Raw genomic sequence first — 20,513 nt, 5'->3', positions numbered from 1 at the left:
GATGCGCGATATCAAACCGATCAACATGCTCTCCGTGGTCATCCCGGTCTATAACGAGCAGGAGAGTCTGCCGGAGCTGCTTCAGCGCACCTGCGCCGCCTGTGACTCAATTAAGATTGAGTATGAAATTCTGCTGGTGGATGACGGCAGCAGCGATCGTTCTGCCGAACTGATTGAACAGGCCGCCACCGTTCCCGGCAGCCGGATAACCGGCGTGCTGCTCAACCGCAACTACGGTCAGCATTCCGCCATCATGGCCGGATTCAGCCAGGTTCGTGGCGATCTGATTATTACGCTGGATGCCGATCTGCAGAACCCGCCGGAAGAGATCCCGCGGCTGGTAGACGCCGCACGTCAGGGTTATGACGTGGTGGGTACCGTCCGTCAGCAGCGCCAGGACAGCTGGTTCCGTCGGAAGGCCTCGCGCACGCTCAACCGGCTGATTCAGCGGGTCACTGGCAAGGCGATGGGCGATTACGGCTGCATGCTGCGCGCCTACCGTCGCCACATCGTCGAGGCGATGCTCAACTGTCACGAACGCAGCACTTTTATTCCGATCCTGGCCAACACCTTTGCCCGACACACCATTGAGCTGCCGGTGATCCATGCCGAGCGCGCTTTTGGCGATTCGAAATACAGCTTTATGCGCCTGATTAACCTCATGTACGACCTGGTGACCTGTCTGACCACCACGCCGCTGCGATTGCTCAGCGTGGTCGGCAGCCTGATTGCGCTCTCCGGCTTCGCCTTCTCTTTGGTGTTGATCGTGTTGCGACTCTTTTTTGGCGCGGCCTGGGCGGGTGACGGCGTCTTCGTATTGTTCGCCGTGCTGTTCATGTTTATCGGCGCCCAGTTTGTGGGTATGGGACTGCTCGGGGAGTACATCGGGCGCATTTATAACGACGTTCGGGCGCGTCCGCGCTATTTCGTTCAACGCATTGTTCACGCTCCAGAAGAGCCTTCAGTACAGGATATTCAATCATGAAGACCGTTGTTTTCGCCTATCACGACATGGGCTGTGTCGGCATCAATGCGCTGCTGAGTGCAGGCTATGAGATCACCGCCATTTTTACTCACAACGATGTGGCGACCGAAAACCACTTTTTCGGCTCAGTCGCCCGTCTGGCGGCAGAGCATGGCATTCCGGTCTATGCACCCGACGAGGCGAATCACCCGATCTGGCTTGACCGCATCCGCACCATGGCGCCAGAGATGATCTTCTCCTTCTACTATCGCCATCTGCTGAGCGATGAGATCCTGCAATGCGCTCAAAAGGGTGCTTTTAACCTGCACGGCTCGCTGCTGCCAAAATACCGCGGCCGGGCACCGCTGAACTGGGCGCTGGTCAACGGCGAAACTGAAACGGGCGTTACGCTACATCGCATGGTTAAGCGCGCGGATGCCGGTAACATTCTGGCGCAGCAGAAGGTCGCTATTGAAAATCAGGACAACGCGCTGACGCTGCATCGTAAACTAACCCAGGCTGCAGAGCAGTTGCTCGGCGACGTTTTACCTCGCCTGCGTGAGGGTGAAGTGAGTGAGTGGCCACAGGATGAAAGTCAGGCGACACGGGTAGATCGTCGCACGGCTGAAGATGGCCGCATTGACTGGAATCAGCCTGCTCAGACGATTCATAATCTGGTCAGAGCGGTTACCGATCCCTGGCCTGGCGCATTCGCCTTTGCCGGTTCGGTTAAATTTATCGTCTGGAAGAGCCGGGTTCATCCGCAGCAGCATCAGGCAAAGCCAGGGACGGTACTTTCTAAGCAGCCATTCCTGATCGCCTGTGGCGAGGGCGCGCTGGAAATCCAGACCGGCCAGTCCGAGCATGGCGTTTACATGAATGGCAGCCAGCTGGCGCAGAGTCTGGGCATCGTCCCTGGCGCACTGCTCTATTCAAAACCGCAGTCAGCGCTGCAACGTCGTACCCGCGTGCTGATCCTTGGCGTTAACGGCTTTATCGGTAATCATCTCACTGAGCGTTTGTTACAGGATGAGCATTTCGAGGTCTATGGCCTGGATATCAGTTCAGACGCGATCAGCCGCTTCCTGGATCATCCGCGCTTCCATTTCGTCGAAGGGGATATCGCTATCCATTCCGAATGGATTGAGTATCACATCAAAAAATGCGACGTCATCCTGCCGCTGGTAGCCATCGCCACGCCAATTGAGTACACCCGCAATCCACTGCGCGTGTTTGAGCTCGATTTCGAAGAGAACCTGAAAATCATTCGCGACTGTGTGAAGTATCAGAAGCGCATCATTTTCCCATCCACTTCAGAAGTTTACGGCATGTGTACCGATGACAGCTTCGATGAGGATTGCTCTAATCTGGTCGTCGGGCCGATCAACAAACAGCGCTGGATCTACTCGGTATCCAAACAGCTGCTGGACCGCGTTATCTGGGCCTACGGCGAAAAAGAGGGGCTGCGTTTTACCCTGTTCCGTCCGTTCAACTGGATGGGACCGCGTCTGGATAACCTTAATGCAGCGCGCATCGGCAGTTCCCGCGCGATAACCCAGCTCATTCTTAACCTGGTAGAAGGCTCGCCCATTAAGCTGATTGACGGCGGCAAACAGAAGCGCTGCTTTACCGATATTCAGGATGGCGTTGAGGCGCTATTCCGCATTATCGAAAACAAACAGCTGAATTGTGATGGTCAGATCATCAATATCGGTAATCCGGACAACGAAGCCAGTATCAAAGAGCTGGCCGAGCAGCTGCTGGCCAGCTTTGAACGTCATCCGCTGCGCAGCCAGTTCCCGCCGTTTGCCGGTTTCCGCGAAGTAGAAAGCAGCAGCTACTACGGCAAAGGCTATCAGGATGTGGAGCACCGTAAACCGGCTATCCGCAATGCGCGTCGCCTGCTCGGCTGGACACCGACCGTGACGATGGATGTCACTATCGACAACACGCTCGACTTCTTCCTGCGCACCGTTGAGCCACAGGCTGATAAGTGATGAAGAAGATCGGTCTGCGGATTGACGTAGATACCTGGCGCGGCACGAAGCAGGGCGTGCCGGCGCTGCTTGAGCTGTTCCGGCGTCATGCGGTGCGGGGCAGCTTTTTCTTCAGCGTGGGACCAGACAACATGGGCCGCCATCTCTGGCGGCTGGTGAAACCGGCGTTTCTTATGAAGATGCTGCGCTCCCGCGCCGCGTCTCTCTATGGCTGGGACATCCTGCTCGCCGGAACGGCCTGGCCGGGAAAACAGATGGGACGGAGATTGCGGCACATCATGCAGGACGCCACTCGTCAGCACGAAGTCGGTCTGCACGCCTGGGACCATTTTGCCTGGCAGACCTGGGCCGGTGTCTGGCCGCAGGATAAGCTGGTTGAGCAGATAGCACGTGGCACCGAAACGCTGAGTGAGATACTCGGTCATCCTGTCAGCTGTTCGGCCGTCGCGGGCTGGCGAGCCGATGGCCGGGTGATCGCCGCCAAACAGGACTTTGGCTTTCACTACAACAGCGACTGTCGCGGCAGCGGCCCGTTCCGGCCCATGCTGCCGGATGGACAGATCGGTACCGTACAGATTCCGGTGACGTTGCCCACATGGGATGAAGTGGTTGGCCGCGAGGTCAGCGCAGAAGGCTATAACGACTACATTCTGGCGAAAATGCTCTCTTCTGATGATGGGGCGGTCTACACCGTGCATGCCGAAGTCGAAGGGATTATCGGCTACCCGGACTTTGACCAGCTGCTGGCTGCTGCGGACCGTCACGGCATTCAGTTCTGTCCGTTAAGCGAGCTGCTGCCCGACGATCTAAGTACCTTGCCGGTGGGCAGGGTGGTCAGAGGCGAAATCCCCGGACGGGAAGGGTGGCTGGGCTGCCAGAAACTGACTGAAGAGGCGAACTAGTGCGGATACGTAACAACACGAAGTGGCTACTTTTTTTCAGCTTTTTTATTCTCTATTACCTGCTTCCGCCGATGTTCCGCGATCTCTGGCAGCCGGATGAGACCCGTTATGCGGAGATCAGCCGGGAGATGCTGGCAACCGGTAACTGGGTGACGCCACACTTCTTCGGTCTGCGCTATTTTGAAAAACCAATTGCGGGTTACTGGGTCAACTCGCTGGGTCAGTGGCTGTTTGGCCACAACAACTTTGGCGTGCGGGCGGGATCGATATTCTCCACGGCGATGACCGCCGTGCTGATCTACTGGCTCGGCAGGCGGTTGTTTGGTTCGGCACGCACGGCTGCCGTCGGCACGATTATTTTCCTCAGTTCGCTGCTGGTCTATGGCGTTGGCACCTATGCGGTGCTCGATCCGATGCTGATGCTCTGGCTGGCTGCCGCGATGTGCAGCTTCTGGCTGGCGACGGAGGCCAGCGGACGCGCCGGGCGGGCGGGCGGCTATCTGCTGCTGGGTCTCGCCTGCGGCATGGGGTTTATGACCAAAGGCTTTCTGGCGCTGGCAGTGCCTGTGCTGGCGATTCTGCCTTGGGCGATCTGGCGGCAGCGACTGCGCGAACTGCTCTGCTTCGGTCCGCTGGCTCTACTCTCAGCCGCGGCGATCAGCGCACCCTGGGCGCTGGCGATCTATCATCAGGCACCGGATTTCTGGCACTACTTCTTCTGGGTTGAGCATATTCAGCGCTTTGCTGAGGACAATGCCCAGCACAAAGCGCCTTTCTGGTATTACCTGCCGGTTCTGCTGCTGGGAACGCTGCCGTGGCTGGCGCTGTTACCGGGCGCATTGATGACCGGCTGGCGCGAGCGTCAGCAGCATCCCGGCGCGCTCTATCTGCTGAGCTGGACGGTGATGCCGCTGCTGTTTTTCAGCCTGGCGAAAGGCAAGCTGCCAACCTATATCCTGCCCTGTTTTGTGCCGCTGTCGCTGCTGATGGCGCACTATGGCCTGAACGCCGCACAGCGGGCAGGGCGCGCATTAACAGTCAATGGCGGGCTCAACCTGATTTTCGGCATCATTACCCTGGCAACGGTCGTGCTGGTGCTCGCTCCCTGGAGTGTGACGCATCATCCGCTGTTCGCCACGCACGAGATGCTGAAGCTTGCGCTGGGGGCACTGGCATTTCTCATCTGGGGGCTGGTGGGCGCATATAGCTGCCGCTCTGCACAGCGCCGCTGGCTGGCGGCCGCGCTTTGCCCGCTGGGCGTCGCCCTGTTTATTGGTACGGCAATCCCGGATAAAATCCGCGACGCCAAACAGCCGCAGCGTTTTGTCTCGACGATCAGCCTGCGTCTGGCCTCAAGTCACTTTATCCTGGCGGACAATCCCGGCGTGGCATCTGCCGCAGCCTGGCATCTGCAACGTAGCGATATCGGCTTCTATGACACCAAAGGCGAGCTGGAATATGGGCTGAGCTACCCGGATGCGCAATCCCGCTTTGTCTCTCAGGCGGACTTCGGCGGCTGGCTTGCCGATCATCGCCGTACGGGAAGCGTATCACTGCTGTTGCTGGTTGATTCAGTACACAGTGATATCGGCGAGGATGTTCCGGTGCCGGACGCCGTCTATCGCCAGGGCAGGCTGGTCTGCCTCTATTACAGTCAGATGAAGTGATGCTGCTGCTGATTGTACTGGTCAGTCTGCTCAGTTGCAGCGCGCAACTGTGCCAGAAACAGGCGACTCACGCGGCATCGCGCCGGGTCCGCTTAAGCTGGATTGGGGTGAGCGTGCTGTTGCTGGGTGTCGCGATGCTTCTCTGGCTGCTGGTCCTGCAGCGGGTGCCTGTCAGCCAGGCCTATCCGATGCTGAGCCTTAACTTCATTTTCGTTGCGCTGGCAGGACGCATCCTCTGGCGCGAGCGCCTGACGCTGCGCCAGATCGCCGGCACGCTATTGGTGGTGACGGGTGTGGCGCTGATGGCGAGCCAGCTATGAAAGGGTATGGATGGGTCGCATGCAGCGTGCTGCTGGTCTCAGCGGCACAGCTGATGATGCGCTGGGCGATGCCGCGACTGCCCGATGTCAGCAGCATAACGTCGCTGCCTGCTGTTGCCCTGCTGCCCGCATTGCTGCTGCTGGCCGGGCTGGGTGCTTATGGAATTTCGATGCTCTGCTGGATTAGGGCGCTGCGCTATTTTCCGCTGAACCGCGTCTATCCGCTGCTCAGCCTCAGTTATGTGCTGGTGTGGCTGGTGGCTGTCTGTCTGCCGGTATTCCATGAGGCGTTCAGCTGGCACAGCCTGGCGGGCGTAGTGATTATTGTCATCGGCCTGCTGTGTATTGTGGTTAAGCCCTGATTTAAGAATGACGTTAGCGTTTGCGCATCAACTGCGCCTTTTATTAGCCTTTTCGGGCAGCGAGTAACTCTCGCGGCATTAAAGTATTTGCGGTAAACGGCGGGTCAGCAAAGCGGTTTTATCTTTGCAGTCAGCTCGCCAATATCACTGACGATTAGATCGGGTGCAGGTGCCAGCGGGTAGAGTGCCTGTCCTTTGCGGGTAATAAATGCAGTTTTCATGTCTGCACGTTTTGCTCCACCCACATCCCAGCCGTGCGCAGCCACCATCATGCACTCTGATACGGGCTTGCCCATCTCTTTCATCGCTTACTGATGCGCTGGGGAGACTCTATCCGCTGAAACAGGCATGCAATGAGAACGGGGACTGTGAAACGTTCATGTTTGCAGAAATGTACTGCGGCGGGATAACGGACATTTATGCCCGTATCGGTGTGCGTTACTTCCGCCTGCTTAATTACACCCACATGACCGATGCTACCTTATGCAGATTGCCTGATTGAAGCCGGATTTAATCCATCAGTTCAGATGTCCGTCAGTTGATTTGATATTGATCCTGTCACGGTGGATATGGCGTTTATACAGCTTTCCCTGCTGGGCATTGCAGCTGAGGTTGTCACCGGTAATACGCTGACGCTGGAGTTTAACCGGGTGCGCTATACACCGGCTTACTATCTCAACGATTTTGAAGAATGTCTCAAAGCCAGCGCCGGATCAAGGCGATGCTGGATTTTATCAGGGCAATGTAGGCCATGGACAAAACAGCAGGAAACTACATGGTAGGGAAGCAGTGGTTACGGGTTTGTATGGGTGCATGAGTAATGCAGAAATTGCACAATATACGAAATTTCGTATAATGAGGTGATGATGCGTAAGAAAATCAGTTTTATTGACAGCAGTCTTGAGGATCTACGGGCTTTCCCGGAAGAGGCCCGGACCGCATCAGGGTATCAGCTTGACCTGATCCAGCAGGGACTGGAGCCGGACGACTGGAAGCATTTTGCTACGGTAGGTCAGGGAGCACGTGAAATCCGAATCCGGGGTAATGACGGCATTTTCCGGATCATGTATGTCGCCAAATTTGAAGAAGCCGTGTATGTGCTGCACTGTTTCCAGAAAAAGACACAAAAGACCAGCCAGAGTGACGTAGAACTTGCCCGAAATCGTTATCGCCGATTGGTTGAGGAGCGTAAAAAATGAATATTCAGACTTTTGATAATGTGTGGGACGCTCTTAGCGAAACGCCAGAGCAGGCGGAAAATATGAAACTCCGCGCCGAGTTAGTAGGCCGCCTGAATAGCTGGATTAAACGTAATGGCCTGAATCAGGCCACTGCTGCTGCTGCGCTGGGCGTTTCACAGCCCAGAGTGTCCGAGCTGGCAGGAGGTCGGATCAACTGCTTTTCAATTGATAAGCTGGTCAGCATGATGTCACATGCCGGACTGCACATAACCAGTATTGAGATAAGCGAACCAGAGGAAGCTTGAGCTGCCTTTTTGCATCGCGCGAACTGCCATGACGGTAGCCCCTTCGGGGCAGGATAAACCCGGTGCTGATGCACCGGCTATACCCTTTCACCTGACCGTCTTCATCCCTTCCCATCTGAAGCTGATAGCTTGCCATTTCTGCTATCAAGTGACACTACCAAATTGGCCATCTGCAGAAGTGCGAATAATACTAATTATGTTAAATAAGATGTCTGATTTTCAATATCGCTTGAATTACGTCAATACTCATCGGACACAGCCCTCCCTCCCTCCCTACCGCATCCTTTCACTGGCAAGATGATAAACATCGCTGCGCTCGCGTTTACCCACAGCAACAACGGCAATCACCAGCTGGTCGTCTATTACCTGATAAACCAGGCGAAACCCGGACGCTCTGAGTTTGATTTTATAGCAGTCTTTAATCCCACGTAGTCTGGCAGAAGGAATATGGGGATTATCACAACATTTCTTCAGTTTTTTGGCAAACTGCTGCTGGAGAGATTTGTCCAGCTTCTGCCACTCTTTAAAAGCCTCTTCCCTGAATTTGACGGTATAACTCACAAAAGCGCATCCAAATCGACATCAAGCAGACGCTGGCCGCTGCGTTCACTGACCAGCTTAACCAGTTCCTGATCGTCAAGGGCATCAAGCATTTGTTCATAAAGCTCAGCCGGGACGCAATAGAATGCAGGCTGGTTGCGGTTAAGAATGGCGACAGGATAACCGTCACCTGCATTAACCGTGGCCATCGGGTTTTTCTTCAGTTCGCTTACGCTGGCGCTGGTATCGCTTAAAATAATGTTTGGCATAGAGCCTCCAGGACTGCTTAAAAGGTCTTTATAGTAGCAGCCTCAAGACCTGATAACCAGTCTCTTTCGGTAGATACAAATGGCTATGTTTGATGAACTGCAAAGGCTGAATGAGCCATTTGAAATGCCGGAAGATGGGGTTATTTTTCATTTCTCTTTTTCGCGCCGACAGGAACAGGATCGTCAGTTGCAGCATCCTGAATAATCAGCGCGTTGCTTTTATTATCTAAGGTCTTGAGAAGCGGCTGCAATTCTCTGAGCACAAGGTCCAGGCGCTGCATATCCCCCGTCAATTTTTGATATACGGGCGATCCAGGCTGAATACCTTTTATGCTGCGGCTGAGCTGTTGCAGGCTTTGCTGCATATCCTCAGACAGTGTTTTCATTGCAGGGCTGCTGATAAATCCATCAATATGCCTGAGCGATTTTTGTATTTCTGTCATGGTGCGCTGACTTTGTTTTAGCGTACCGGTCGCAACTGAAATCAGTGGCCGAAGCGGAAGGCTGTTCATCTTATCCACTATAGCCACAATCTTTTGCTGTATCTGGTTTAAACCACCAGGCGTTGTGGGGATGACTTTGTAACCCGCGACGATATCCGGTCCTTTGTCGGGTGCAACATTTGCATAATAGTCTAAGTCGATAAACAGCGAACCGGAAAGCAGACTGCCTGTTTTCAGGGAGCCTCTTAACCCCTGTTTTTTACCCAGCTGTAGCTTTTTCTCCAGGTCAAAGTCTTCCCTCATACCGCTCATGAATCTCTGGGGTTCAATGTGAATCAGTACGGGAACCTCATAATGGCTGCGAAAATTCTGGGTTATCTCTGGTGAGTTAAAAGGAACCTGAGCAACCGTCCCCAGGCGTATTCCACGAAACTCGACAGGCGCGCCTGCCTGAAGTCCGCGAACAGAATCGGAAAAGAACATCACGAAGTCGAGGTGTTCGGTATAACGAGAATTCGCGATGCTTCGCAGATCGTCATAAAGAGTATAAGTTGCTACGCCCTTAACCGGCTGGCCCAGGGCCACGCCTTCAGGCAGGTCAAAACTGACCCCGCCACTTAATAATGTGGTGATGGAGCCCATCTCCACGCGCATCCCGGATGAGGATAAATCCACAGCAATCCCACTATTCTTCCAGAAACGAACGTTTGAGGTGACAAGCTGATCAAAGGGCGAAGCGATAAAAACCTGATAACGCATCATCCTTTTTTCCATATCAAACCGGCTGTTCTCGACTGACCCGACACGCAGGCCGCGAAACAGAACCGGGTAGCCCGGCATGAGTTGCCCCGCTTCACGACTATTAAGCGTGATTCTGATCCCCTTTGCATTCGGTGAGGCCTGGGGAGGCGCATCTGACAGCCGATAGCGTTCCGGCGCTGGCCCCGGAGAACCTGGCTGTAAAGCTATATAGGCGCCTGAGAACAAGGTACTTAAGCCCGTTATCCCCTCGAATCCAATTTCAGGCCTGACCACCCAAAAAGCGCTATTGCCGTTCAATAGTTTTTGCATACCAGTGTGCATGCGAACCTTGATCTCGACGTGCTTAAGATCGTCAGTAAGCTCGGTACTTTCAACGACACCCACATCAATGTTGCGGTTTTTTATTACGGTTTTACCTGCCTTAATCCCCTGTGCGTTTTCGGTCATCAGAATCACCAGAGGTCCCTGCTGGCTTTTATGGTAATACAATAAAAAGGCACCGATGAGCAGCGTGACAAAGGGAATGATCCAGACAGAAGACCATCTTTTGTTGGGGTTTACATGAGCACTATCCGGCTTATCCGACAAAGTATGGACTCGTGTAAGAACAGAGTAACCTGAACTTTTCAGGGCGTTCTGTTGAAGAAGGATTCAATCTCAGGGCTATGTATTCGCTGGTCTTTCCTGAGGCCATGATAGTTAATCTCATCATTAAGCGTTAAATTTCAATAAGTCAGGATCATAAAATCTACTATCAAACGGAGATCTATTATTTTCCAGTAAATAATGGATCGGATAATTCGCAACAACGTCGGGACAGGATAGTTAATAAGTATAAAGATATTTTTTTAAATAAAGCTTTAGAAATACAAATCTGTGATCAACGTGTCATGTTATTTTAATAAAATCAAATCAATCAGTTACCAATATCATGGAGGTTAACGACTCAAAATAAAGAGGAATAATCCTGCGTTTAAAGTGTAATAAATCCACTAAAATCATCACCAATGAACAGTATTGCCCAACTACGTCCTCGCTGAAGTGCCTCAAATCCCTGAGCGCTGCATGACTTTCTGGTATTGCGTCTGTCAACAAGGTGTGTCAGGTTAACTCTTTTACGAATAGAAACATTCTTGCAGACGTTCTAATTTCACTTCGCATTCCAATTTAGCAGAGGCACCTATGTTCCTTAACTATTTTGCTTTGGGTATGCTGATCTTCGTTTTCATAATTATTTTTTATGGAATTATCGTTCTTCATGATATTCCCTATTTAATCGCAAAGTCCCGTAATCATCCTCATGCCGATGCCATTCACGTTGCAGGTTGGGTAAGTTTGTTTACACTGCATGTCATATGGCCTTTCCTGTGGATCTGGGCCACTCTTTATCGTCCTGAGCGCGGCTGGGGGATGCAGAGTCAATACACTTCATTACTGGAACTGCAGCAGCGCGTAGCAGAACTGGAGCGTTTACAGGCTGATTCGAAACCGCTGCGACCGGAGCGATGATATGGATCTGCTCATTATTTTAAGCTACGTTGCGATAGCCTGGGCTGTTTTTAAAATATTTCGCATACCCGTCAATAAATGGACAGTGCCAACAGCGGCCCTCGGTGGCGTTTTTCTGGTCAGCGCGCTAATTCTGCTAATGAATTATAACCATCCCTATACGTCACTGGCACAAAAAGCGGTTGTCGCGATTCCTGTTACCCCACAAGTGACCGGCGTCGTAAATGAAGTTACTGATAAAAAAGAAGTGCTTATTAAAAAGGGAGAAATGCTCTTCACCCTGGATCAGACACGTTATAAGGTCCGCGTCGAAAGATTACAAGCCGACCTGAGCACTGCTATTAACAATATTGAAGCGATGAAAGGACAATTAAGCGAAGCCGTTGCCTACACAACCCATGTATCTGCTGAGCGGGATAGATTATTTCTGGACTATCAACGCTATCTCAAAGGCAGTAAGGCAAAAGTCAATCCATTCTCCGAACGTGATATTGATAATGCCAGACAGGTATTTCTGGCGCAGGATGCCCTGGTAAAAGGTTCTCTGGCGGAACAGGAGCAGCTCAGAAGCCAGTTGAACAGTGTATCAGGAGGAGAACAATCCCAGATAGCCAGTCTGCGCGCGCAATTAGCAGAAGCCCGGTATAACCTGGATCAGACGGTTGTTCGCGCACCCAGTGATGGTTATGTCACTCAGGTCTTAATCCGTCCCGGAAGCTACGCAGCCGCCCTGCCGCTGCGCCCGGTCATGATATTCATTCCTGTACAAAAACGTCAAATCATTGCTCAGTTCAGACAAAATTCCCTGCTTCGCCTCACGGCGGGAGATGAAGCAGAGGTCGTTTTTAATGCCCTTCCGGGACAGGTATTCTCAGGAAAACTGCTCAGAGTTTTGCCAGTGGTTCCAGGCGGAGCTTATCAGGCACAGGGAACGGTGCAATCACTGAGCCTTGCTTCAGGTTCTGACGGCGTATTAGCCATAATTGAATTAAACCCAAATCAGGACGTTGATGCATTGCCAGACGGCATATTTGCTCAGGTTGCGGTCTATTCTGACCACTTCACGCATGTTTCGGTCATGCGTAAAATTTTGCTGAGAATGACCAGCTGGGTGCATTACCTCTACCTGGATCACTGATGATGATAAATATATCCTTAACTTTCCATCGATTAACCGTTTGCCCCCTTTCAGAAGAAGTTAATCAGAACAGTTATGAGCGGCCTGAATTTGTAATAAGCCCTGATTTGAAATTACCCTGAAAACACGATGGGTGGTTAATTAAATTACTGATCGGTTATCACAAAACAGGATCGTAAATAAGCTTTTGAAATAGCTGTTTGCATTGAATATGCTATGTTTTAAATGTAGTTACGAATTCTAATCGTCTTTTGTAACATTCCGAGGATACGTATATGAAAAAATTAATTTTTGGTGTGGTTATTTGCTCTTTATCGTTTGGCTCATTTGCTGCCGAAATGATGTCAAAGAATGATTTTATGAAAGTGAAGGATCAGTATGAAAAGATAGGCGATATCTCAACATCAGGTGAGACCAGCCCTTCAGATGCAAAAGCGGAGCTATCAGAAATGGCCGATAAAAAAGGCGGCGATGTGTTCGTGCTGACCTCAGCCAATACGAATAACAAAATTAAAGGTACCGCTGATGTATACAAGAAAAAATAGCGAAGTAATGAAGCTATCTGTCTGAAATACAGACTGAAATAGATGATTTTTTTCGGAGCCTCAGGAAATATGTTCTTAATACAGGTTAATCGATGCCCTTTACTAATGTAAAGGGCATCTTTCTTACAGCACCATCAGGACGTTAAACCGTTTTCAGCGAGGATGAGCTGAACGTCGGTGACAGGACCTTATCTGCCCAGGCTGATGCGCGGATAACACGTCACGCTAATCTGCCTGCACTTGATTAACTCCAGGCGATGACGTTATCAGCCGTCAGGCGAAGGTTCCCCTAATCAGCCGCCGCCCGCCTCCCCCTATTTCTTATCCAGCGACCAGGTTGCACTGCGGATATCGACCTTCACTGGTAACAGACCAATCTGGGTAAACTTATCGGCCAGAGCCTGCTGCTGCGTGAAGACTTCAGGTGTCATCCGCTCAGCCCCGAACGGCATCCTTGCCAGCGCCCGTTGCCAGATCGGCTGCGGCAGACCGGTTGAGGTGGACATGATTTTTGCCGCCTCTTCCTGATGTTGATTGGCCCAGGTACTTAGCGACCCAAGCTCATCCACCACCTGGCTGGCAATTTGCGGCCAGGTTTCCGCAAACTTACGGCTGGCAAGATAGAAGGTGTAGTGTGGCACCAGGCCTTCGGCATTTTTAATCAGCCGCGCGTGGGCGTTGGTTTCAACTTCTGCGTAGTAAGGATCCCAGATTACCCAGGCATCCACTGCACCGCGCTGGAAAGCGGCACGCGCATCCGCGGGTGGCAGATAGACCGGTGTAATGTCTTTATAGCTCAGCCCCGCCTGTTCCAGCGCAGTGACCAGCAGATAGTTAACGTCAGAGCCTTTATTCAGCGCCACGCGTTTGCCTTTGAGATCCGCCACGCTTTTAATGGGGGAGTCGGCGGGCACCACAATCGCCTCAGTTTTGGGGTTGGCGGGAGAATGTGCCAGATAAACCAGATCGGCCTGTGCGGCCTGAGCAAAAGTCGGTGGCGCGTCGCCAGTTGCGGCCAGATCGATACTGCCGATGTTAAGGCCTTCCAGCATCTGCGGCCCAGCCGGGAACTCAATCCAGTGAACCGCAATCCCCTGTTTCTTAAATTCCTGATCCAGCGTGCCGCGATATTTCAGCAGGGCGAAGATATTGGCTTTCTGAAAACCAATGTTAACTGTTTCGGGCTTCTCTGCTGCAGCCTGGGTGTTGAACGCTAATCCCGCCTGGGCGGCAATAATCATTGCGCTAAGCAAAACTCTTTTCATCTCTCATTCCTGAGTCTGGTTGTTGTCAGCGCAACATAACAAACGCAGGTTGAAGCGCTTAGCGATCAAATGTTCGATGCTTAGCGAAAAAAACGCTATGGATGCCAGACCGACTCACGTACCCGAATGGCGCGACTCAATAGCCCCAGTGCATAGAAGCGGTCAGCGATGGTCTGCTGTTCCCGAATGATGGCTAAGTTCATGCGCTGGGTCTGGTGGCTGCGCCGCGCTAAGGCATGCATCAGTGAAGGCGCTGATATCCCGAGTTCGGTTGAGAGCAACGCAGCGGCTTCAGCACGGTGTGCATCGATGTAGCGGCCAGTCTGCTCCAGCGCGGTGAGCAGAACCTGCAGCAGATCGCCCGACTGCGCGGCGAACCCGCGTTCGGCAAGGTAAAACTGATGATTATTGACCCGGCCGGTGCCATCAGCGATCACCCTGAACTGTCCGCTGTTCTCTGCATCGCTGAGCAGCGGATCCCACATCATCCAGGCATCCACTGCGTTGAGATCGCTGGGCGTCAGCGGATATTTGGGCGGTGCATAGACGATGCGCACATCATCCAGCCCTAAACCCGCTTCATCCAGAATCTGCAGCAGCAGATAGTGAACGTTGGAACCACGATTCACGGCGATGCGTTTTCCTCTGAGATCGCCAATCTGCTGAACCGGGCTGCTGTTCGGTACCAGCAGTGCCACGCTCTGCGGCGCGGCGGGTTCCCAGGCAACATAAACCATCGGGCTGTTGCTGGCCTGCGCAAACAAGGGGGGAACTTCACCGGTCGTGCCGAAATCGATCTCCTGTTGGCTCAGCGCATGCAGAAGCTGCGGACCCGCAGGAAACTCACTCCACAGCACGCTGACGCCCCGATCGGCCAGCTGCTGTTCAAGTGACTGGCGCGCTTTCAGGATGCCGAGGTTGCCAAATTTCTGATAACCGATGCGCAGTTCCCGCTCCCGTTCGGGCTGCTGATTCAGAGAAGTGTCGCGCTGACTCAGTGAAGTGCGGCGCGGTTTAATCACCCCCAGATGGCCCAGTTGGGTGCGCAGCGTATGACGACTGATGCCAAGCAGCGCGGCGGCCTGCAGTTGATTGCCCTGAGTGAGTTCCAGCGCATTCTTTATCAGCGCCTCAATCACCCGGGGATAGAGCGGTGTTTCGCTCTGCTGCATCTGCTGCCGTAAAAACTGATCCAGCGCCTCCTCTCCCGGTGGCAGCTCGCTCCCCGTCAGATTATTCAGCCGGAGCTGCTGCGGTGTGACCAGCGAGGTTTTGCTGAGCAGGACGGCATTATGCAGGGTGTTCTCCAGCTCGCGGATGTTGCCCGGCCAGCTGTAGTCCATCAGCGTGGCGACAGCATCTTCACTGAGACGTAACTGAGGTCGGCCCAGACGGCGCGCATAGAGCTGCAGGAAGTGAGTAGCCAGGACCGGGATATCTTCGCATCGCTGGCGCAGCGGCGGCAGAGTGACGCTGGCCACATTCAGCCGGTAGTAGAGATCTTCCCGGAACCGCCGTTCACGAATCGCCACCGCCAGGTCGCGGTTGGTGGCCGCAATGACCCGCACATTGACCTTTACAGCCCGGGAGGAACCCACACGGGTAATCTCGCGCTCCTGCAGCACGCGCAGCAGCTTCACCTGCAGCGACGCACTCAGTTCACCGACTTCATCCAGCAGCAGCGTCCCGCCCTCTGCCGCCTCAAACCAGCCGCGATGCCGATCCTGTGCGCCGGTAAATGCCCCTTTCTCATGACCAAAGAGCTCCGACTCCGCCAGACTCTCAGTGAGGGCACCGCAGTTGACCGCCAGAAATGGCTGTCTGCTGCGGGCGCTGTGATGATGCAGATAGCGCGCCATCACCTCTTTGCCGGTGCCGGTTTCACCAATGATCAGCACCGTCGCGTCGGTAGGCGCAAGCTGATCCAGCACGCTTTTAAAGGCGCGCGATGCGGGGTCAATCAACTCAGGGCTAGTAATTTGCATCTCATTTACCGGGTTAACTGGAAAGCCATGACCATACCGCGTGGCTAACGCGGAAACGAGAGGCTAACCGGACCGGATTGTTGCCAATGCAGCAGGCTGTAACTTTACCTGTCGCAAATGCAGCAATATGCATCAAGCGAAATTATGAATATATCGTTGAATTAATGAGATAAATATTAAGTAGCAGACTGGCACGCATCCTGCTAAAAGCTATATAACTAAAGAATTTATGCCTATGTATTAAATTCAAATATCGTTATAAAGGAATCTGCTAATGAGTCATGCGACACAGGAAAACCTCAACCTCTTCTGGTTTCTGCCCACCCATGGCGATGGGCGCTATCTTGGCACCACCGAAGGCGGCAGAGCAGTCGATTTACCCTATTTACAGCAGGTTGCGCTGGCGGCAGATAATCTGGGCTACTACGGTGTATTAATCCCGACCGGTAAGAGCTGCGAGGATTCCTGGCTGGTCGCCTCTGCACTGGCACCGATCACCAAAAAGCTGCGCTATTTAGTAGCCGTACGTCCTGGCCTGCAACCGCCAAGCCTGGCGGCGCGTATGGCGGCTACGCTGGATCGGCTTTCTGGCGGACGGTTATTGATTAACGTGGTCACGGGCGGCGATCCGGTTGAGAACAAAGGTGACGGCATCTTTCTGAGTCATGAAGAGCGCTATCAGGTGACCAGAGAGTTTCTTGAGGTCTACTCCCGCCTGCTGAAAGGCGAGAAGGTCGATTTTTCGGGTGATCACATCCGCGTGGAAGGCGCTGAGATCCTCTTTCCGCCGGTGCAGGAAAATGGCCCACCGCTCTATTTTGGTGGCTCGTCTGATGCCGCTATCGACGTTGCGGCGAATCAGATCGACACTTATCTGACGTGGGGTGAGCCGGTTGAACAGGTAGCGGAAAAACTGGCGGTGGTTCGTCAGCGGGCGCAGGAGAGTGGCCGTAGCCTCTCCTACGGCATCCGGTTGCATGTCATTGTCCGTGAAACCGAAGAGGAAGCCTGGGCGGCGGCCGAGCGGCTGATTTCTCATCTGGATGAAGAGACCATTGCCGCCGCACAGAAGATCTTTGCCCGCATGGACTCAGCCGGACAGGCGCGGATGAGCGCGCTGCATCAGGGCTCGCGAGACAGCCTGCGCATTGGTCCCAATCTCTGGGCAGGCGTCGGCCTGGTGCGCGGCGGTGCGGGTACTGCGCTGGTGGGGAGTCCGCAGCAGGTAGCCGATCGCATCCGGGAGTATCAGGCGCTGGGGATCGAGAACTTTATTTTCTCCGGCTATCCGCACCTTGAAGAGGCGCACCGCTTCGCTGAACTGGTGATGCCGCTGTTACCGCTGGCTGCCAACGCCGAAAAGAGACAGCGCAGCGTGAACACCGGTCCTTTTGGTGAAACCATTGGCGGCGACCGTCGTCCTGATAAACAGGCCAGCGCCAGTTAACAGAAGAGAAGGTTCGCTTATGTCACAGCAGCAGATAGTCATTATCGGCGGTGGTTTTACCGGCACCGCGCTGGCGATCCATCTGGCCCGGGCTGGCCAGGCAGGGTGGCACGTGACGGTGATTGAACCACGAGCGCAGCTTGCTCAGGGTGTGGCATACGGCACCACCGATCCGGCCCACCGCATCAATGTGCCAGCCGCCAGAATGCAGCTTGCAGGGGATGAGGAGGGCATATTTGACCGCGACTATCGCGCATCGCCCGCCTTTCAGGCCGACCCGGACGCGTTGTGGCGTGACGGCAATGTCTACCCGCAACGCGGTGAGTTTGGTCGCTGGGTCAATACGCAGTTTGTGCATCAGCAGCAGCATTCGCCGGTAAAACTTAGTCATCTGCGTGACAGCGCGGTTGCGCTGCAGGATGGCGTAGTCACAACAGCCTCAGGGCAGAAGATCCGGGCCGATCAGGTGGTGCTGGCCATCAGCCATCCACCGCCGGACCTGCCTGCGCTGCTGAAGCCCTTACAGGGGCATCCGGGGTTGATTGCCAATCCCTGGCAGAATGGCGCGCTGGCACAGGTCGCACCTGACGATCGGGTAGCGATTATAGGTTCAGGCCTGACCATGTCCGATGTGGTGGCATCGCTGCATCGCCAGCAGCATCGCGGAGAGATTACCGCCTTCTCACGCCGTGGACAGCTGCCGCGAGCCAACCTGAGCGGCAGCGATGAGAGCTACACCCTGGATTACAGTCAGCCACAGCCCGCCAGCGCACGTGGCTGGTTACATCGGGTGCGTCAGGAGGTAAAACAGGCAGCCGCGTTAAATCTCCCCTGGCAGCTGGTGCTGGATGATATCCGCCGTAACGGCCAGCGTATCTGGCAGAGCCTTTCACTGCATGAGCAGCAGCGTTTTCTGCACCATCTACGCCCCTGGTGGGATGTTCACCGCTACCGGATTGCCCCGCAGGTAAGCCAGATACTCAACCAGCAGCAGGCGAGCGGTCAGTTGTCACTGCTGGCGGCGCGTCTGATGGGCGCGGAAGCGGTGGGAAACAATCTTCAGCTGACGCTGCGCCGGCGTGGAGCGCAATCAGAAATCCGGGTGGTGGAAAAAGTGATTGTCACCACCGGGCCAGCGCACAACGCACTGCTTAAAAGTAACGCGCTGCTGCGCCAGCTCCACGGCGACGGCGTGATTCAGCCCGACCCGCTGGCGCTGGGCATCCAGGTTAACGCGCTGTCACAGACGCTGAATGCGCAGGGTGATGCCAATCCTCATCTCTATGTAGCCGGGCCTGCCGCGCGTGGTCGCTTTGGCGAACTCATGGGATTACCGCAGGTTGCAGAACATGCTGAGTCCGTAGCACGGCAGCTACTCTCCACTACGCCGCTGCCCCTCAGCGAGCGATGTCCCGGCTCACTCATCTACTGAATCACCCTTCCGGAACAATCACTAAAAGGTGGACGGCAAGCGATTGCCGCATCCGCCCAGGAGTCGCTATGTCATCGCAACGTGAAATTCGCCTGAATGCTTTCGATATGAACTGTGTCGGTCATCAATCGCCCGGCTTATGGGCGCATCCCCGGGATCGCTCCTGGCAGTACAAAGATCTGGAGTACTGGACCGACTTAGCACGCCTGCTGGAGCGCGGCAGGTTTGATGGACTGTTTATTGCTGATGTGCTTGGGGTCTACGACGTGCTCAATGGCAATAACCAGGCCGCGATTCGGCACGCCACGCAGGTGCCGGTAAACGATCCGCTGGCGTTAATCACGCCGATGGCGCTGGTGACGGAACATCTGGGCTTTGGCCTGACCGCCTCACTGTCGTTTGAACACCCCTACCCGTTTGCGCGGCGGATCTCGACGCTGGATCATCTGACCAAAGGCCGCATTGGCTGGAATATTGTAACCTCCTATCTGGAAAGCGGTGCGCGTAATATTGGACATCAGGCCCAGACCGATCACGATGCGCGCTACGACTATGCCGATGAATATCTGCAGGTTATCTATAAGCTGCTGGAGGGAAGCTGGGAAGATGGCGCGGTCCTGCGCGATCGTGAACGTCATATTTTCAGCGACCCGAATAAAATCCATCCGATAAATCATCAGGGTAAATTCTTCCAGGTGCCCGGCATCCATCTGTGTGAACCTTCGCCGCAGCGCACGCCGGTACTATATCAGGCGGGCGCCTCCAGCCGCGGTAAAGCGTTTGCGGCGGAGCATGCCGAATGCGTGTTCGTGGCGGCACCTTCGAAAGTTCTGCTGAAGAAAACCGTGACGGATATTCGCCGGAGAGCCGCTGAAGCGGGACGCGATCCCCGCTCCATACTGATCTTCAACCTGCAGACAGTCATTGTTGGCGAAACCGACCTGGCGGCGCAGGCCAAATGGCAGGAGTACAAGCGCTATGTCAGTTACGAAGGCGCGCTGGCGCTGATCTCAGGCTGGACCGGCATTGATTTCGGGCAGTATCAGCCGGATCAGGTACTGAAACATCTGCACACCAATGCGATTCAGTCGGCGGTTGAGACATTCTCCACTGCCGATCCCAACCGCCAGTGGACGGTGCAGGGACTGGCAGACTGGGTGGGCATCGGCGGATTTGGCCCGCTGCTGGTGGGCAGCGCCGAAACGGTGGCCGATGAGCTGCAAAGCTGGGTCGAAGAGACAGATGTCGATGGTTTTAACCTCGCCTACGCCGTGACGCACGAAACCTTTACTGACGTGGTGGAACTGCTGGTGCCGGAACTGCAAAAGCGTGGCGTCTACAAGCAGGAGTATCAGCCCGGTACGCTGCGTGAAAAGTTATTTGGCCAGGGGCCACGGCTGGCGTTGCCGCATCCGGGTGCCGGTTATCGCCGGAGTGCGGATGTGGAACAGCGAGCAGCAAGGGTGGAAGTTTCATAACA

Annotated in this window: 20 protein-coding genes and 1 pseudogene; 15 read left to right on the top strand and 6 right to left on the bottom strand. The window is 54.3% G+C overall.

Annotation, left to right across the window (positions count from 1 at the left end):
• The first annotated feature begins 1 nt into the window (after position 1).
• Genes arnC through arnF form a run of 6 tightly spaced genes read left to right on the top strand, consistent with a single transcriptional unit; the run spans position 2 to position 6,212 of the window.
• Positions 2-985, top strand: a complete 984-nt coding sequence (arnC, locus tag ACO6VX_RS13875) for an undecaprenyl-phosphate 4-deoxy-4-formamido-L-arabinose transferase (protein WP_010257142.1) — start codon at positions 2-4, stop codon at positions 983-985.
• Positions 982-2,961, top strand: coding sequence for a bifunctional UDP-4-amino-4-deoxy-L-arabinose formyltransferase/UDP-glucuronic acid oxidase ArnA (gene arnA, locus ACO6VX_RS13870; protein ID WP_397325150.1), 1,980 nt, complete (start codon positions 982-984; stop codon positions 2,959-2,961). The genes arnC and arnA overlap by 4 nt, the downstream gene beginning before the upstream one ends.
• Positions 2,961-3,863: a 4-deoxy-4-formamido-L-arabinose-phosphoundecaprenol deformylase gene (gene arnD / locus ACO6VX_RS13865; protein ID WP_022624288.1), complete on the top strand. Its 903-nt coding sequence runs from the start codon at positions 2,961-2,963 to the stop codon at positions 3,861-3,863. The genes arnA and arnD overlap by 1 nt, the downstream gene beginning before the upstream one ends.
• Positions 3,863-5,530, top strand: a complete 1,668-nt coding sequence (arnT, locus tag ACO6VX_RS13860) for a lipid IV(A) 4-amino-4-deoxy-L-arabinosyltransferase (protein ID WP_422431652.1) — start codon at positions 3,863-3,865, stop codon at positions 5,528-5,530. Before arnD ends, arnT begins: the two co-directional genes overlap by 1 nt.
• The gene (gene arnE, locus ACO6VX_RS13855; protein WP_022624286.1) at positions 5,530-5,850 is read left to right on the top strand and encodes a 4-amino-4-deoxy-L-arabinose-phosphoundecaprenol flippase subunit ArnE; all 321 of its coding nucleotides are present in this window, start codon (positions 5,530-5,532) and stop codon (positions 5,848-5,850) included. The genes arnT and arnE overlap by 1 nt, the downstream gene beginning before the upstream one ends.
• The gene (gene arnF, locus ACO6VX_RS13850; RefSeq protein WP_022624285.1) at positions 5,847-6,212 is read left to right on the top strand and encodes a 4-amino-4-deoxy-L-arabinose-phosphoundecaprenol flippase subunit ArnF; all 366 of its coding nucleotides are present in this window, start codon (positions 5,847-5,849) and stop codon (positions 6,210-6,212) included. The genes arnE and arnF overlap by 4 nt, the downstream gene beginning before the upstream one ends.
• Positions 6,213-6,316: 104 nt before the next feature.
• On the opposite strand, the gene ACO6VX_RS13845 is transcribed toward arnF, so the two are convergent.
• Positions 6,317-6,508: a hypothetical protein gene (locus ACO6VX_RS13845; RefSeq protein ID WP_241773195.1), complete on the bottom strand. Its 192-nt coding sequence runs from the start codon at positions 6,506-6,508 to the stop codon at positions 6,317-6,319.
• Positions 6,509-6,685: 177 nt separating this feature from the next.
• On the opposite strand from ACO6VX_RS13845, the pseudogene ACO6VX_RS13840 reads away from it, so the two are divergent.
• The 3 genes and pseudogenes from ACO6VX_RS13840 to ACO6VX_RS13830 form a co-directional block, all read left to right on the top strand.
• Positions 6,686-6,960: pseudogene (locus ACO6VX_RS13840) on the top strand (SAM-dependent DNA methyltransferase); the annotation flags it as partial.
• Positions 6,961-7,078: 118 nt separating this feature from the next.
• The gene (locus ACO6VX_RS13835; RefSeq protein WP_031292300.1) at positions 7,079-7,411 is read left to right on the top strand and encodes a type II toxin-antitoxin system RelE/ParE family toxin; all 333 of its coding nucleotides are present in this window, start codon (positions 7,079-7,081) and stop codon (positions 7,409-7,411) included.
• Complete coding sequence (locus tag ACO6VX_RS13830; protein ID WP_022624282.1) at positions 7,408-7,698, top strand: helix-turn-helix domain-containing protein; 291 nt, start codon at positions 7,408-7,410, stop codon at positions 7,696-7,698. The genes ACO6VX_RS13835 and ACO6VX_RS13830 overlap by 4 nt, the downstream gene beginning before the upstream one ends.
• Before the next feature lie 273 nt (positions 7,699-7,971).
• Here the strand turns inward: ACO6VX_RS13830 and ACO6VX_RS13825 are convergent, their stop codons facing one another.
• The 3 genes from ACO6VX_RS13825 to pqiB all read right to left on the bottom strand — a co-directional run bounded on the left by ACO6VX_RS13825 (position 7,972) and on the right by pqiB (position 10,300).
• Entirely contained in the window at positions 7,972-8,259 is a 288-nt protein-coding gene (locus ACO6VX_RS13825; protein ID WP_010257115.1) for a type II toxin-antitoxin system RelE family toxin, read from the bottom strand.
• Positions 8,256-8,507 carry a type II toxin-antitoxin system Phd/YefM family antitoxin gene (locus ACO6VX_RS13820; protein WP_039387444.1) on the bottom strand — a complete coding sequence of 84 codons (252 nt, stop codon included), beginning with the start codon at positions 8,505-8,507 and terminating at the stop codon, positions 8,256-8,258. The genes ACO6VX_RS13825 and ACO6VX_RS13820 overlap by 4 nt, the downstream gene beginning before the upstream one ends.
• Positions 8,508-8,647: 140 nt before the next feature.
• Positions 8,648-10,300, bottom strand: coding sequence for an intermembrane transport protein PqiB (gene pqiB / locus ACO6VX_RS13815; protein WP_192073353.1), 1,653 nt, complete (start codon positions 10,298-10,300; stop codon positions 8,648-8,650).
• Positions 10,301-10,894: 594 nt separating this feature from the next.
• Here pqiB and ACO6VX_RS13810 point away from each other — a divergent pair.
• The 3 genes from ACO6VX_RS13810 (at position 10,895) to yahO (ending at position 12,904) form a co-directional block, all read left to right on the top strand.
• Positions 10,895-11,221 (top strand): DUF3302 domain-containing protein, encoded by a 327-nt coding sequence (locus tag ACO6VX_RS13810; protein ID WP_010257107.1) that lies wholly within the window; start codon positions 10,895-10,897, stop codon positions 11,219-11,221.
• A gap of 1 nt (position 11,222) precedes the next feature.
• Complete coding sequence (locus tag ACO6VX_RS13805; RefSeq protein WP_122459968.1) at positions 11,223-12,359, top strand: HlyD family secretion protein; 1,137 nt, start codon at positions 11,223-11,225, stop codon at positions 12,357-12,359.
• 275 nt (positions 12,360-12,634) lie between these two features.
• The gene (yahO, locus tag ACO6VX_RS13800) at positions 12,635-12,904 is read left to right on the top strand and encodes a DUF1471 family periplasmic protein YahO (protein ID WP_010257103.1); all 270 of its coding nucleotides are present in this window, start codon (positions 12,635-12,637) and stop codon (positions 12,902-12,904) included.
• Between the two features lie 314 nt (positions 12,905-13,218).
• Here yahO and ACO6VX_RS13795 read toward each other — a convergent pair whose 3' ends face one another.
• Positions 13,219-14,145, bottom strand: a complete 927-nt coding sequence (locus tag ACO6VX_RS13795; RefSeq protein ID WP_170933491.1) for a sulfonate ABC transporter substrate-binding protein — start codon at positions 14,143-14,145, stop codon at positions 13,219-13,221.
• 119 nt (positions 14,146-14,264) lie between these two features.
• Positions 14,265-16,154, bottom strand: a complete 1,890-nt coding sequence (locus tag ACO6VX_RS13790) for a sigma-54-dependent Fis family transcriptional regulator (RefSeq protein WP_323170425.1) — start codon at positions 16,152-16,154, stop codon at positions 14,265-14,267.
• A gap of 274 nt (positions 16,155-16,428) precedes the next feature.
• On the opposite strand from ACO6VX_RS13790, the gene ssuD reads away from it, so the two are divergent.
• From ssuD to ACO6VX_RS13775, 3 genes are all read left to right on the top strand, one after another.
• The gene (ssuD, locus tag ACO6VX_RS13785) at positions 16,429-17,601 is read left to right on the top strand and encodes an FMNH2-dependent alkanesulfonate monooxygenase (RefSeq protein WP_033759967.1); all 1,173 of its coding nucleotides are present in this window, start codon (positions 16,429-16,431) and stop codon (positions 17,599-17,601) included.
• Positions 17,602-17,620: 19 nt separating this feature from the next.
• A complete protein-coding gene (locus ACO6VX_RS13780; RefSeq protein ID WP_182500968.1) occupies positions 17,621-19,033 on the top strand; it encodes an FAD/NAD(P)-binding protein in 1,413 nt (470 codons plus the stop codon).
• A 68-nt stretch (positions 19,034-19,101) separates the two neighbouring features.
• Positions 19,102-20,511: an LLM class flavin-dependent oxidoreductase gene (locus ACO6VX_RS13775; RefSeq protein ID WP_111534866.1), complete on the top strand. Its 1,410-nt coding sequence runs from the start codon at positions 19,102-19,104 to the stop codon at positions 20,509-20,511.
• The last annotated feature ends 2 nt before the right edge of the window (positions 20,512-20,513 follow it).

This window comes from Pantoea sp. BJFS-204, assembly GCF_049310725.1.
Taxonomy (GTDB): Bacteria; Pseudomonadota; Gammaproteobacteria; order Enterobacterales; family Enterobacteriaceae; genus Pantoea; species Pantoea agglomerans.
The sequence above is the reverse complement of the archived record's forward strand: the minus strand, read 5'-3'. Positions and strand labels throughout refer to the sequence as shown.

Excerpts from the sequence above, each read along its gene's own strand:
- arnC (WP_010257142.1), top strand. The coding sequence starts at position 2 with ATGCGCGATATCAAACCGATCAACATGCTCTCCGTGGTCATCCCGGTC.
- arnA (WP_397325150.1), top strand. The coding sequence starts at position 982 with ATGAAGACCGTTGTTTTCGCCTATCACGACATGGGCTGTGTCGGCATC.
- arnD (WP_022624288.1), top strand. The coding sequence starts at position 2,961 with ATGAAGAAGATCGGTCTGCGGATTGACGTAGATACCTGGCGCGGCACG.
- arnE (WP_022624286.1), top strand. The coding sequence starts at position 5,530 with ATGCTGCTGCTGATTGTACTGGTCAGTCTGCTCAGTTGCAGCGCGCAA.
- arnF (WP_022624285.1), top strand. The coding sequence starts at position 5,847 with ATGAAAGGGTATGGATGGGTCGCATGCAGCGTGCTGCTGGTCTCAGCG.
- ACO6VX_RS13845 (WP_241773195.1), bottom strand. The coding sequence starts at position 6,508 with ATGGGCAAGCCCGTATCAGAGTGCATGATGGTGGCTGCGCACGGCTGG.
- ACO6VX_RS13835 (WP_031292300.1), top strand. The coding sequence starts at position 7,079 with ATGCGTAAGAAAATCAGTTTTATTGACAGCAGTCTTGAGGATCTACGG.
- ACO6VX_RS13830 (WP_022624282.1), top strand. The coding sequence starts at position 7,408 with ATGAATATTCAGACTTTTGATAATGTGTGGGACGCTCTTAGCGAAACG.
- ACO6VX_RS13820 (WP_039387444.1), bottom strand. The coding sequence starts at position 8,507 with ATGCCAAACATTATTTTAAGCGATACCAGCGCCAGCGTAAGCGAACTG.
- ACO6VX_RS13810 (WP_010257107.1), top strand. The coding sequence starts at position 10,895 with ATGTTCCTTAACTATTTTGCTTTGGGTATGCTGATCTTCGTTTTCATA.
- ACO6VX_RS13805 (WP_122459968.1), top strand. The coding sequence starts at position 11,223 with ATGGATCTGCTCATTATTTTAAGCTACGTTGCGATAGCCTGGGCTGTT.
- yahO (WP_010257103.1), top strand. The coding sequence starts at position 12,635 with ATGAAAAAATTAATTTTTGGTGTGGTTATTTGCTCTTTATCGTTTGGC.
- ACO6VX_RS13795 (WP_170933491.1), bottom strand. The coding sequence starts at position 14,145 with ATGATTATTGCCGCCCAGGCGGGATTAGCGTTCAACACCCAGGCTGCA.
- ACO6VX_RS13790 (WP_323170425.1), bottom strand. The coding sequence starts at position 16,154 with ATGCAAATTACTAGCCCTGAGTTGATTGACCCCGCATCGCGCGCCTTT.
- ssuD (WP_033759967.1), top strand. The coding sequence starts at position 16,429 with ATGAGTCATGCGACACAGGAAAACCTCAACCTCTTCTGGTTTCTGCCC.
- ACO6VX_RS13780 (WP_182500968.1), top strand. The coding sequence starts at position 17,621 with ATGTCACAGCAGCAGATAGTCATTATCGGCGGTGGTTTTACCGGCACC.
- ACO6VX_RS13775 (WP_111534866.1), top strand. The coding sequence starts at position 19,102 with ATGTCATCGCAACGTGAAATTCGCCTGAATGCTTTCGATATGAACTGT.